Origin of the sequence: Jeotgalicoccus sp. S0W5, from assembly GCF_011634875.1 — a bacterium.
Classification (GTDB): domain Bacteria; phylum Bacillota; class Bacilli; order Staphylococcales; family Salinicoccaceae; genus Jeotgalicoccus; species Jeotgalicoccus marinus.
Window position 1 is genome coordinate 191,508 of the sequence record NZ_SIRQ01000006.1, and the last position, 12,991, is coordinate 204,498.

At 35.7% G+C, this 12,991-nt stretch carries 13 protein-coding genes; 1 reads left to right on the forward strand and 12 read right to left on the reverse strand.

Translation table 11 applies throughout. From position 1 onward, the window contains the following. Window positions 1-114: 114 nt before the first annotated feature. The 6 genes from EYB29_RS09125 to EYB29_RS09150 all read right to left on the reverse strand — a co-directional run bounded on the left by EYB29_RS09125 (window position 115) and on the right by EYB29_RS09150 (window position 5,625). Complete coding sequence (locus EYB29_RS09125) at window positions 115-1,314, reverse strand: LPXTG cell wall anchor domain-containing protein (RefSeq protein ID WP_166627096.1); 1,200 nt, start codon at window positions 1,312-1,314, stop codon at window positions 115-117. 150 nt (window positions 1,315-1,464) lie between these two features. Further along, entirely contained in the window at window positions 1,465-2,301 is an 837-nt protein-coding gene (locus tag EYB29_RS09130; protein WP_166627097.1) for a MurR/RpiR family transcriptional regulator, read from the reverse strand. 135 nt (window positions 2,302-2,436) lie between these two features. Beyond that, on the reverse strand, window positions 2,437-3,900 hold the full coding sequence (locus tag EYB29_RS09135) for a glycoside hydrolase family 32 protein (protein ID WP_026867283.1): 1,464 nt from the start codon (window positions 3,898-3,900) through the stop codon (window positions 2,437-2,439). A gap of 22 nt (window positions 3,901-3,922) precedes the next feature. Continuing rightward, window positions 3,923-4,687: a twin-arginine translocase subunit TatC gene (gene tatC, locus EYB29_RS09140; protein WP_256370670.1), complete on the reverse strand. Its 765-nt coding sequence runs from the start codon at window positions 4,685-4,687 to the stop codon at window positions 3,923-3,925. Window positions 4,688-4,722: 35 nt separating this feature from the next. Continuing rightward, window positions 4,723-4,950, reverse strand: coding sequence for a twin-arginine translocase TatA/TatE family subunit (locus tag EYB29_RS09145; protein ID WP_166627103.1), 228 nt, complete (start codon window positions 4,948-4,950; stop codon window positions 4,723-4,725). Window positions 4,951-4,992: 42 nt separating this feature from the next. Then, a complete protein-coding gene (locus tag EYB29_RS09150) occupies window positions 4,993-5,625 on the reverse strand; it encodes a redox-sensing transcriptional repressor Rex (RefSeq protein ID WP_166627098.1) in 633 nt (210 codons plus the stop codon). Between the two features lie 124 nt (window positions 5,626-5,749). Between EYB29_RS09150 and EYB29_RS09155 the strand changes: the two genes are divergently transcribed. Next, a complete protein-coding gene (locus EYB29_RS09155) occupies window positions 5,750-7,663 on the forward strand; it encodes an ABC-F family ATP-binding cassette domain-containing protein (RefSeq protein WP_166627099.1) in 1,914 nt (637 codons plus the stop codon). Window positions 7,664-8,122: 459 nt separating this feature from the next. Here the strand turns inward: EYB29_RS09155 and EYB29_RS09160 are convergent, their stop codons facing one another. The 6 genes from EYB29_RS09160 to tsaE form a co-directional block, all read right to left on the reverse strand. Continuing rightward, a complete protein-coding gene (locus EYB29_RS09160) occupies window positions 8,123-8,557 on the reverse strand; it encodes a VOC family protein (RefSeq protein WP_026867295.1) in 435 nt (144 codons plus the stop codon). Between the two features lie 45 nt (window positions 8,558-8,602). Then, window positions 8,603-10,054: a ribosomal protection-like ABC-F family protein gene (gene abc-f, locus EYB29_RS09165; RefSeq protein ID WP_026867294.1), complete on the reverse strand. Its 1,452-nt coding sequence runs from the start codon at window positions 10,052-10,054 to the stop codon at window positions 8,603-8,605. Window positions 10,055-10,303: 249 nt separating this feature from the next. Continuing rightward, entirely contained in the window at window positions 10,304-11,332 is a 1,029-nt protein-coding gene (tsaD, locus tag EYB29_RS09170) for a tRNA (adenosine(37)-N6)-threonylcarbamoyltransferase complex transferase subunit TsaD (RefSeq protein ID WP_026867293.1), read from the reverse strand. Further along, window positions 11,325-11,750, reverse strand: a complete 426-nt coding sequence (gene rimI / locus EYB29_RS09175; protein WP_051220556.1) for a ribosomal protein S18-alanine N-acetyltransferase — start codon at window positions 11,748-11,750, stop codon at window positions 11,325-11,327. The genes tsaD and rimI overlap by 8 nt, the downstream gene beginning before the upstream one ends. 5 nt (window positions 11,751-11,755) lie before the next feature. Further along, window positions 11,756-12,388 carry a tRNA (adenosine(37)-N6)-threonylcarbamoyltransferase complex dimerization subunit type 1 TsaB gene (gene tsaB / locus EYB29_RS09180; protein ID WP_026867291.1) on the reverse strand — a complete coding sequence of 211 codons (633 nt, stop codon included), beginning with the start codon at window positions 12,386-12,388 and terminating at the stop codon, window positions 11,756-11,758. Continuing rightward, window positions 12,369-12,830, reverse strand: coding sequence for a tRNA (adenosine(37)-N6)-threonylcarbamoyltransferase complex ATPase subunit type 1 TsaE (gene tsaE / locus EYB29_RS09185; protein WP_035857062.1), 462 nt, complete (start codon window positions 12,828-12,830; stop codon window positions 12,369-12,371). Before tsaE ends, tsaB begins: the two co-directional genes overlap by 20 nt. Between the last annotated feature and the right edge of the window lie 161 nt (window positions 12,831-12,991).

Consider the following 12,991-nt stretch of genomic DNA (forward strand, 5'->3'; position numbering starts at 1 on the left):
AATTGGTGTGCTTCGTTTTTATTTCGAAGCACACCTACATCACTTAAGTTATTTTCTACTTAACCAAATAAAAAACATGCCTTCTAATATACAGAAGGCATGTTTCAACAATATTTAACTATTTATTTTAAATAAGTTTGATGAGAGCACTAAACCTGCGCCTAAAAGTGATAGGATTCCTACGATAACAAAGTTAGAGTTGTTTGATTCTCCTGTGTTAGGTAGCTCTTCTCTTTCACTTTCAGCTGTAACTTCTTCGGCTTTAATCTTCTCTTCAATTTCTAATTTGTCTGCTTCAGTTAAATCTTTTTCTTCAATGATTTTTGATGACATCACTCTGGATACACGTTGATCTAACGTTGAAATATCTTTCTCAATCGTTTCACTTTCTAATGTTATCCCTCGTAAGATATCACCATAATCATAACGATACAGTTTTTTCGGTTTTGATACTGCTGACTGTTCTGATGAACTTTCTTCTACTTCAGCCGCTTCATTTGGTGTTTCCACTTCTGTTTCATTATCACTGTTATCAGTATCTACCGCTTCTTCAGAAGCATTACCAGCCTTTTCTTCTTCTGGGTAAGTTGATGAATTACTCTCTTGATTATTGTTCTGATTTGGTTCCTGACCTTCACCTAAATCATTGTTTTCTGTGTACTCTGGTAAATCAGTTTCTGTACCTTCATCTGTCTGGTTACTGGGTGAGCTAACGTCCGCCTCACCTTGATTCTCTTCTGAACCTTGTTGTTCTTGATTTGAATCTTCTTCAAAATTTCCATTCGATCCTTCATCAATGTTAGTATCTTCTTCAGATGGGGTCTCAGTTGGTACTTCTGTACCGTCTTCACTATCATCAACTGGTGGTGTGGTATCATTTCCTTCACCATCATCGTTAGGATCAGCTGGTTCTAGTATTGGTGCATCATTTTCTGTTTCTTCTACGCCAGAATCATTAGTTGTGTCATTTTCCGTTTCGCCTGAACCTGAATCATCAGTCATTTCTTCTTCTGTTTGTTCTGGCTGACCATTTGTTTCTACATCTTCTGATCCTTCATTATCAGTCTCACTAGCATTACTTTCTACTTCTTCATTATTGAATGTTTGAATCTGTGGTGTTTCGACTTCCTCTTGTTCCTCTGTCTCTTCAACTGGTTCCTCAGTTTCTTGTTCTACTGATTCATCCAAACCACTTTCAATAGCATTCGAATTTTCTTCTATTTCCTCATCAGCAAAAGCAATGTTAGGGATTAGTATTGTCGTCAGCACTAATGCAGAGGCCAATTTCATTTTTTTAATTTTACGAGTTCTCATTTCTCATCCCTCCATATACTCTGACTAAGCTTTATAACTTTTTCAACTTAAATATGTCATATAAAATTATAAGGGAATGAATGAAGAAATACTATAAAATATAGAATATGTTACAGAACCTTAACATCTGCGTATTATAATGTAATTTTCTTAATGTGTGACATCATATGTGTTGATTATAGTCTGATATGCCGAGGTTCCTAGCGCTTTACAGACATAGAAGAATAGCACATCACATATCACCAATTGAGCAATTCTACTCGTCATATTCATGTATTGAATATTCGTTTCTTCTTCAGTAATTTCGATTGCTAGATCTGAATTTCTCTTAGCAACTGATGAATGATTTTGCGTTAGTATAATTGTAAAGACACCTAGCTTTTTAGCTAATTTCACAATTTCAATTACTTCCTGTGTCTTACCCGATAAAGTAATCACAAAAAGAACATCATCTTTTTTAGCATTTGTTAGGCGTGTCATACAAAGGTATTTGTCTGCAGTAAAAAAGGCATTGATATTCACTCTATGTAATTTTTGTTCGATATCGTGGCCAACGTTTGCTGAATCACCTACACCAAAAATGAATGTATTTGTCGCTTTTGAAATATGTTCAGCAGTTTCAATCATCTTTTTACGACTGACAATTTTTTCTGTATTGTATAGGGCTTGAATGGTATTTTTAAATACCTTATCAAAAATTTCAGCATGATTATCCTCTTCTAGTTCAATCACTCGTGAAATTTTTTCCTTATCTAAGGTATGCAATTCTTTAGCAAGTTCAACTTTTAATTCTTTGATACCCCGAAGACCAATTCTTTTAGCAAACCTAACTATGGCGGCATCACTTGTGTCCGAACTTTTCGCAATTTCTTTTACAGGCATATTGATAACCTTGTTAGGGTTGGTCAGCATAAAATCCGCAATTCTTTGTTCTACTGGCGTCATATATTCTAAGCGTTTGTTAATTTGGCTAAGTACAGAAAACATTTGTATACACCTCATTTAGCAGACTTTTTCTTTTAATTTTTCAATATTATGGTGTAATTATAGCACTCTAACGAAATAAATGTTACATAAATATATGCTATTATCTGTAATTATCTTATTTTTCTTTCTATTTCATTATGTTCGGCTAGTCAATGAATACTGCATGAGCTGGACATGACAGTCTCCGTACTCTGTAACAAATTCCACACCTTTAGCATCATGACTTGGAAATATTCTAGATGTCATCGTGTATTTTCCATCGTTCACGAATACTTCGATTGAAGAGTGATCCATAAAGATTCTTAAACTATCTAAAGGTTCTTCTAGTTCAACACTTCTCGTGGTTCCATCAACATTCTCAATCGTTTCTCCAGAAAATGTACGATCTAGGGTCAGAACGCCTTCTGTACTATCGTAGGTTAATTTTGTTTCATGACGTGAATTTTTTCGTAAATAGATATGTAATATCGAAGCGTTATTTTCTAAAATATCGACGATTAACTCATAGACCTCCCCGTAGAAATCCGTCAATTTTGCTGGATATTCTCTGAAGTAGCCTTCAGCAGTAATAGCTTCACCCCGTAACTTTTCAAGTGCTGGGTGTGGTATTTGTATCAATCGATCATTCTCAACTTCTAATATTCTTGGAATCGTCAACGCACCTGTTGTTTCATCTTCTCTAGACGGATAGCTACTCTCTTCTGCACCCATCCAAGCTATTAACACTCTATTTCCATCCTCATCAAGCGTTGTTACAGGCCGGTAAAAATCGAAACCTCTATCGAATTCATAGAACTCATCATGTATAAAATAATTGCCTTCTCTTTGAAAATCTCCAATCATATAGCCTGACTGATAGATATTCCAAAAATGATGTCCAAATTTATCTAAGCCTCTAGCATTAAAGATAAAGACTGAATCCATGTCTAGATCAAAGAATTCCGGACTTTCCCACAAATAACCGAAGGCCTTGTAGCCAGTATCTAATATACCATCGAACTTTAAGTCCTCAACTGAAGGTCCTCTGTATACTGCTACTCGCCCGAATTCTTCATCATTCATGGTGCCTATAAACATAACGACTTCCCGGTCGATGACCGTTACATAAGGATTTCTAAAGAATTCTTTTGTCATTGCTGGAGAATTTCTTAATAAGGGCGCTGGATACTTCTGAATCTTGCCATCCGTATTCATATAGCCACCAAGCTGAGTGACAAGTGTCGTATCATTTTTCACGCGTTCCCCAGTGTAAAAGTACGATACTTCATTAAATATTTTCGATAAACTACCACCGTGAATACTATGTTCATCATATAAACTACCTGGTCTAACTTTGACACCTTCATTGTGAAAATGAACTAAGTCCTTAGAAGTCACATGATATATGTATTTGTAGTCTGGTGTTTCTACAAGACGACTATCAGGTGACCACTCATAAAATAAATGGTAGATACCGTTTATATAATTAAAACCAGTCGGGGCACCTAAAAAACCAAACGGTGGCTGAACATGATATACGGACTGCCACTTCGATTCACTCGCCGTTTTAATCAGCTGATCCGTTTCTGTACGTGTCAATTCTTCTAGCTTTTTTGGCATATCTGTTCACTCGCCTCCCGTTTTATTTTAATTCATCTTCTAAGAGTTGTTGTTCTGCTTTTAAATATCTTCGGTAACCGACTTTAGATACATATATGCTAATTTCGTAGAGGATAATCATCGGTACTGTTAATAATAAATGCGTCATAAAGTCTGGCGGTGCAATTAAAGCAACCAGTACAAACATAATGAAGTATGCATACTTCCTATTTTGTTTTAAGAACATTGGTGTAATGATACCAAGTTGGGTTAAGAATAGTACTACGACTGGCAGTTGGAAAATAACGCCAAATGGTAGTACGGTTCTAAATAGAAAACCAAAATATTCATTAATTCCTATAGTCGTTTCTATACCCATTTCAAGGGATAGTTCAAATGTAAATTGAATAATATATGGTACAACTATAAAGTATGAAAAAGCCATACCGATTAACATCAACACCATGGCTATTGGAATGTATAGCAAGGTCACTTTTCGTTCTTTCTCATACAATCCCGGTGCAATAAATGCCCAGAGTTGGTACAAGATTACTGGTAAGATAATTATGAATGCAATAATAATGATAACAACTAAGTATATTTTTAATGGATCCGTAACCTGAAATGCATGCATTTGAATATTTTCTGTCCAGGGTGCATTTTGCATTTGATTTATTAAAGGTTTAGATAAGAAAAAACCTATAAATAGAGCGGCAACAAAGAAGTACATTGCAATCAATATACGTTTTCTCAATTCATCAAAATGCTCTGTAAAATCTCTTTCTTCATCTACCAATTTAGCTTTCACCTCTTTAAAAAGAGGCGGCTTTCGCCACCCCTAGTTTAAGCTTCTGATTCAATTTTCTTTGGTTCTTCTTTTTTGCTTACTGCGCTATCGTCTTTTTTGACTTTGTCATCTTCTTCGTCATCTTCAGCAAGCCCTTTAGTTGCATCTTTAAACTCTTTTAAAGTAGACCCTACTGCACGTCCAAATTGTGGTAACTTTTTCGGTCCAAAAATAATTAATGCAACCACTGCGATAACAATCAAGCTAACTGGAGTTACAGCCATTAATGTATTTGGTAAAAGAACATCTATCATATTATACCCCTCCTATTTAATCTTCATTTGGAAAAATAATGCCTGGAGTTCAACACCAAGATCAATACTATGTACTGTGACGTCAGGACTAACGTTCAATCGAATCGGTGTAAAGTTTAAAATTCCTTTTATACCAGCCGCTTCAAGTCGTTCCGCTGTTTCTTGTCCCGCTTCCATAGGTACAGTCATAATTGCGACTTCAACATTTTCTTGGTTGATTATTTGCTCCATATCATTGACATGAAAAATCTCAATATCATTTATAGTTTTACCTACAAGTGATTCATTACTGTCAAAAGCACCAACTACGTTCATTTTATCATGAATGTTGGCAAATTTGTAGTTCAACAGTGCACTACCAAGATTCCCTGCCCCAGCTAAAATTACATTTTTTACATCGTTGCCTTGAATATGTTCCATGAAGAATTTTAAAAGACTTCCGATATTATAGCCGTATCCTTTTCTACCCAATTCTCCAAAGTAGGAAAAATCACGGCGGATGGTTGCCGAATCAATATCTAGGGCTTCACTAATTTCTCTCGATGATACTCTGTCATTACCATTATGTTCTTCTTGCTTAAAATAACGGTAATAGAGAGGTAGTCTTTTCATAGTTGCATTAGGAATTTTCTTCTTGTTCGCCATTCCTTTCACCTCTGTATGTCTATTCTCCACATTATAACATAATCTATATCTGCTGACACCGCTATATCTAGTCGAATTTTGTCCATTTTTCATGTAAAATTAAATAGGAAACGAGGTATTTAATATGATTCTTTTACAATTAGGAAATGTCTCTAAGGCATATGGTACAAATACTATTTTTGAACATATAGATTTAGAAATAAAATCTGGTGAAACTTTGGGTATCGTTGGTAAAAATGGTGCAGGTAAAAGTACCTTGATGAAAGTTATGGCCGGCGAATTAACCTATGATACAGGCACATTGAGTATGCCAAAACATGTAAACATGGGTTATTTATCACAACAGATGACTTTGGAGTCAGATGAAAGTGTTTATAATGAAATGCAAAAGCCATTTGCTCACATATTAAAAATGCAAAAAGATATGGAGCATATTGCAACATGGTTGAGTGAACATGATAATTCAGAAGCTGACTATGATGAGCAATTGAAGCGCTATGAAAGTATTCAGCTAGAATTCGAGCGACTGGACGGCTATACAATTGATGCTCAAATTAAAGCTGTTTTAATAGGTTTAAATTTTACAGAGGCTGATTTAAACAGGAAAGTCGCTGAGTTTTCAGGTGGTCAAAAAACACGTTTAGCTCTAGGTAAGATGCTTCTGAATCAACCTGACCTCCTACTGTTAGACGAACCAACTAACCACTTAGACATGTCTACAGTCGAATGGCTAGAACAATATATTAAAACTTATTCTGGGGCTATCGTCATTATTTCTCACGACCGCTACTTCTTAGACAAAACAGTGGATAAGATTTTTGAAGTCGAATTACAGCGTGGCACGCTTTACCATACAAATTACACTAACTATGTTAAAGAAAAAGAGAAGAACTACAGGTTACAAATGAAACAGTACGAAAGAGAACAGGGTGAAATTAAGCGTTTAGAAACCTTTATCGATAAAAATATTGCCCGCGCCTCTACTTCAGGTATGGCAAAAGATAGAAGAAAGAAACTTGAGATGATGGACAAGATGGATAGACCATACATCGACCGTTCGAGTGCGGACTTCCAGTTTACGATTAAAAAGGAAAGCGGTAATGATGTACTCCGTCTAAAAGATGTTGCGATTGGCTACAAGGACCACGTCTTAAGAGATCAACTCAGTTTTAATGTTGATAAAGGCGAAAGACTGGGTATTCTTGGCCCCAATGGTATTGGTAAATCTACACTGGCTAAGACGATTGCAAAATTAATCCCTAAATTAAAAGGTGAAATTCAATATGGGACAAATGTTTCAATTGGATACTATGATCAAAAACAGGCTGAATTTACATCTGTAAACACCGTCTTAGAAGAACTGTGGAGTGCATATCCGCATATGAAGGAAAGCGATGTTAGAAAGATACTCGGCCGCTTCCTCTTTACCCAAGATGAGGTAAAAAAACAAGTCAATGACCTAAGTGGTGGAGAAAAAGCGAGAATACAGCTCGCTAAACTGATGCTTGAAGAAAACAATTTACTGATTCTAGATGAACCAACGAACCACCTAGATATTGACAGTAAAGAAGTGTTGGAAAGTGCCTTAGCGAATTTTGAAGGTACGATTATATTCGTTTCACATGACCGTTACTTTATCGATAAGATTGCCAGTAAAGTATTAGAAATAGAAGTGGATAAAGTACTGTTGGTAGACGGCGACTATAGTTATTTCACACATAAGAAAAAAGAATTGGAATTTACTAATCAAGGTGTGGTCGACGCACCAAAAGCAGATACAGGTGTTGACTACCAAGCTCAAAAACAAAGAAGAAATGATCTTAAGAAAATTAAGCGAAAGAGTCAAGAACTTGAAAAGGAAATACAAGAATTAGAAAGCGAGCTCACTGCAATTGAAGACAAACTTGTCGCTCCCGAAGTTTTTAATGACTATGAAAAAGCCCAAGAATTAAATGAACGGCTCCTTGAAATCAATGCTCGTATTGAGAAGAGTATGGAAGAATGGGAAGAAGCAGAAGAAAAATTAGCTGAGCTTTAGATTTTTGAATGAACGACTACCACCTATTTTATGAAGAGTGGTAGTCGTTTTTTTCGAGTTCCAGCTATCTGGATTGCTGCCCTTCGATTTCTTTTCGAGTTCCAACTCGCTCCTACTCTCCCCACATTCATACATATTGTTAAGAGGATTTAACCGTATGTTCGATTTCAATATACACAAAATGGAAGATGAGTTTTCCACAATTATAATGCTATATTATCAACAATTCATTGATTTTATCCACAAAAAATTATGTTTTCAACATAGTTATGCACAGATTAATACACAAATACGACAGTTTTACCCACAACTTATGCACACTTTGTGGACAAAACATATGTTCTCTATTGAACAGTCTATAGGCCGACCAAACGTATTATGAACTGAATATATGTTCGTAAAGTCGTAAATGAAAAAGAAAAAAGCATGCTCTTTAAAAGAACATGCTTATATACATTTCTATTCTCCGTTAAACATCCACTCAAGACCATATGGATCTTTGACCCCACCAAAATGTGACGACCATTCAGTCGGACCGAGTTCCATTGTTACTTCAAAACCTGCTTCGACTGCTTTGTTGTAAAAGTCTGTAATTGTCTGTACTTCCGCTTTGTTACTTGAATCGAAGGTAAAAACGTTGATGGCACCTGAGTTGTCGATTTCCTTTTGCTCCCAAGTTGAACTTACCATAAAGGGCTGGTCTAAAATCTTAAATGATGCATTCATCACAAATGTTTCAGCCTCTTCTTCAGTCATTCCCACTTGATCTAAGTTTTCTTTAAACATTGGATCAGACGCTAAAGCTGTTTCAACTTCTGTTGCCCCGAAATTTTCTTCATAAAATTTTAAAGCACCTAACGCATCCGCAAAGTTAAAGTACTGGACATTTTTAATCTTCGACTCACTCCTTAAATAATTTTACATTACTACATACCCGTTTTAGCGAACTTCTACTAAGTTTTGATTTTCAATTTTATAAACATAATCAGCGATTCTGTTAACAAAATATTTATCATGTGAGGTCAAAATAATTGTACCTTTATAGCCCTTAATGAATTTCTCCAATGCCTCAATCGTTTTAATATCGATAAAGTTCGTTGGTTCATCCATAATAATCACATTGGAAGGTTCGACAAACATGAGTGCTAAGGACACTTTTGTAGCTTCTCCTCCACTTAGCTTGTTCACTGGTTTTATTGTTTCATCGATAGTAAAACCTAAATTAATTAATATCGCTCTAATTTTATCTGCAGTGAGTGTAGATTTGGCTAGTAGGAAGTCTAAGACAGAGGTATTGCCCTGTAATTTATAATCCATCTGTTTGTAAAATCCAAATTTTATTTTAGGAGATAGCTCAAACCCTTCCTCGTCATGTATTAACTCATTTAGGAAACTCGATTTCCCAGAACCATTGCTTCCAGTTATTGCTATGGTTGCTCCTAGTGGAAATTGAAAATTAACCTGATCTAGAAGTAATCGATCTCCCCTAGAAATAGATACATCTCTTCCCATAATCGGAAATTTGTTATGCATTTCTAAGTCTTTTGAAAGAGGGAATTGAATGTCTTTACTCTCCATCGGCGATGATGTTTCTTTTAACTGACTCAACCTGCTCTCCATGGCTTTAACTGCCTTAAAAGCTTGTTTTTGTACAGTATCTTTTTGTTTGGAACTTGATAGTCGATCCGGTTTAATATCATTTCCTTTAGCTTTTCCAGCCAATTTCTCTGCCTTCTGAGCTTTTTTGTCGATCGCAGCTTCGAGCCTTGCTTTTTCCTTAACCGTTTTTTCATGTTCGTGAGCTTGCTCTAGTGCTTCTTTTTCTTTTGTCTCTAAATAATCATCATAATTCCCATTGAATTCTCTTATCGTACCATCTGAGATTTCCCAAACTTTTGTTGCCAACTGATTTATAAAATATCGATCATGGCTTACAAATATTAAAGTACCGTAATAGTATCTCAATTCATCTAAAAGATAGTCTATGCTTTCACTATCCAGATGTGTTGTCGGTTCATCTAGTAATAGTCCTAATTGATATGTCGAAAGGGCTTTAACAATTCTAAATTTAGTTTGTTCTCCTCCGCTCATACCCTCATTCTCTGGAACATTTAAGCGGCTTAGCATCTCAAAGTCCATATCATTATCACTTTGATAATTAGTGTCTTCAATTTGTTTAAAATAGTTAAAGTCGTTTTCTCTTTGAACTTCCCCAGTATATTCTTCTAATTCACCTGCAAGTAGTTTTAGCAAAGTTGATTTTCCTGTACCGTTTTTACCAACAATTGCAATTCGATCATTAATATAGGCTGATAAATCATCGATATCAAAGATATCCTTATTGCCAAAACTAACTGATATATCTTTTAATCTTATTGTTAAAGTATTCATTATAATTTGCACTCCTTATGAGCTTGCAAACTATATTTAGGTCATAAAAAAAGACAGCTTTAAGCTGTCTTTACCGTACTATAAAAAGTGTTAAAAATAGGCATACTACTCCCATGTAATATAGTTTGGACAAGACTTTTGAATTATTTAATTATTGATTCAAAATTGTTGTCCAAATACGTGGGATTCCCATTTCTGTCACTCCTTAAAATTATTTATACTCATTATAACAAAATTTACACTAAATTTCTAGGTCGTAAATTCATAAGCCTCTATATCTATAAAACTTCTACCGTTTAGGGTAAGGTCTGCTCTGTGGTCTTTTGTATATAAATGATAAGCTGCAGCACCAATCATTGCAGCATTGTCCGTACAAAATTTTAGGGCAGGAATGTGTAAAGCTATACCATTCTCCTCACTCAGTTCAGAAAAACGCTGACGAATCTCACTATTTCCAGCTACCCCACCTGCAATGACTAGATTTTTTACCTTATACGCTTTTAAGCTTTTGAAGGTCTTATCTGTTAAAACATCCACGACACTTTTTTGAAAGCTTGCCGCTACATCATTTTTATTGACTTCTAAACCTTTTTGTCGATAATTATGAAGTTTGTTTATGACAGCCGACTTCAAACCTGAAAAACTAAAATCGTAAGTATCTTCCTTCATTAAACCTCTGGGGAAATCAAAGGTGTCTTCCCCAGTTTGAGCAAGTTTATCGATATGTGGTCCGCCTGGATACGGTAAATCAATCACTCTGGCGACCTTATCGAAAGCTTCCCCCACTGCATCGTCTCTAGTTTCCCCGATGATTTCAAAAGAAAAATGATCTTTCATATAAACAAGCTCTGTATGGCCACCTGAAATTACCAATGAGACGAGTGGAAACTGTAGTGGTTGTTCGAGCTGACTTGCGTAAATATGACCAGCAATGTGATGAACTGGGATTAATGGGAGGTCATGAACGAAGGCATAAGTTTTCGCAGCATTAATACCGATTAATAAGGCACCAATTAAACCCGGACCTTCTGTTACAGCCACAGCATCTAGGTCACTTGGTTCTAGTTCTGCTTCATCCATTGCAAGCTCTATTACCTTAGTAATGGACTCAACGTGATGTCTTGAAGCAACTTCAGGCACAACGCCTCCAAATCTCTTATGACTCTCTATTTGACTGACGACAACATTAGATAGTATTTCATTACCATTCAAAATGACACTCGCAGCAGTTTCATCACAGCTTGTTTCAATTGCTAGTATCTTCACATCTTTACTCATCAATATTCACCCACATCACGTGTGCATCAAGCCCTTCTCCATAATAATTTTTACGTACGCCACCATAGTTAAAACCACTTTTTTCATACAGCGTTAAAGCGGGTGTATTGTCTACTCTAACTTCCAAGGAAATCGTATCTGCCTGACCTCTAACAAATTCCTTGATATGTTCCATTAAAAGATGGCTATAGCCCTTACCACGCATCGATTTTTTGATAGCAACTGTCGTAATTTGACACTGATCAATGACCAACCAGATACCAGTATAACCCACAATTTCATCATCTATTTCTAGGATAAAATAGTGTGCAAATTGATTCATAACTAGTTCCCTCGTATATGCCTCAATTGTCCAAGTCGTATCTTTAAATGCTTCTTCTTCTATCTTAATTACAGTATTTAAATCTTCAAGCTGCATTTTTCTTATTGCTGGTTGTCCTGCCAATTTCTTTCCGCCTCCGAGATACGTAAATAATCAGGGGTAAACGCATCAACATCTTCTTCCCTTAACATATTATTATATTGTTCTACACATGCAATTCTAGGTCCAACGTCGACAAATTCGCTTATATGAATTGATCGCTTCTCATCACCATTTAAAAAATAAGTTGATGCCTTATCATCTATGAATGTTTTATACTTTGGTTCGTTAACAATCTTAACTTCACTGTTTTTAAAGTCATATGTTGCAGTAAAGACACTTTCACGTCTAGCGTCTATAAGGGCTGTTACAGGACCCTCAATTCTTTCTGATGCTGCAAGTACAAAGAGCGAAGATACAGAGTACAGTGGGATATTTAAGCCTTTTGCTAGCATCTTAGCAACAGTAGCTGCAATTCTTATACCTGTATAAGAACCTGGTCCCCTTGCAACAATCACACGGTCTATATCTTGCTTCTTAATATCTCCAATATTTAAGAGTTTATTGATATTTTCTAATAGAGTTTCAGAATGTGTTTTTTTAAAATTCGTATTGATTTCCGCAACGAGTTTACCATCACGGTTAAGTGCTACAGATAAGGCCTGATTTGATGTATCAATCAATAAACTGATCATGAACTTCACCTGCTATTCTAATATTATTATCACCCGTCGCATTCATGACTAAGTTTCTTCTATTATCATTTCCATATGATAGCTCTAGTGATATATACTCATTCGGTAGATATTCTTCAATAAATTGTGGCCACTCAACTATGGCAATATCATTGTCATTAAAGTATTCATCAAAACCTAAATCCTCATCACTATCTTCTAAACGATAACAATCCATGTGATGAATTTTATACTTCCCATTATATGATTTAATAATGTTAAATGTGGGCGATGTCATATGTCGCTTAACACCTAGGGATTTTCCTAAAAATTGGGTAAAGGTTGTTTTTCCACTTCCTAAATCACCACTTAACAATATAACAGTTCCAGGATCTATCTCCTCAGAAAATGCTTTTGCGAAACGTTCAGTATCAGATAAAGCATTAAGTTCAAAAGTATACATCAAAGATCTCCTTAAAGGATTTATTATTCATTATAATACAAAAAAAGAGACCTCGGAAGGTCTCAATGCGGCTCATCGCATCCATATATTTATATGTATTTGCCTGGCAGCGTCCTACTCTCACGGGACGTCAGTCCAACTACCATCGGCGCTGGAGAGCT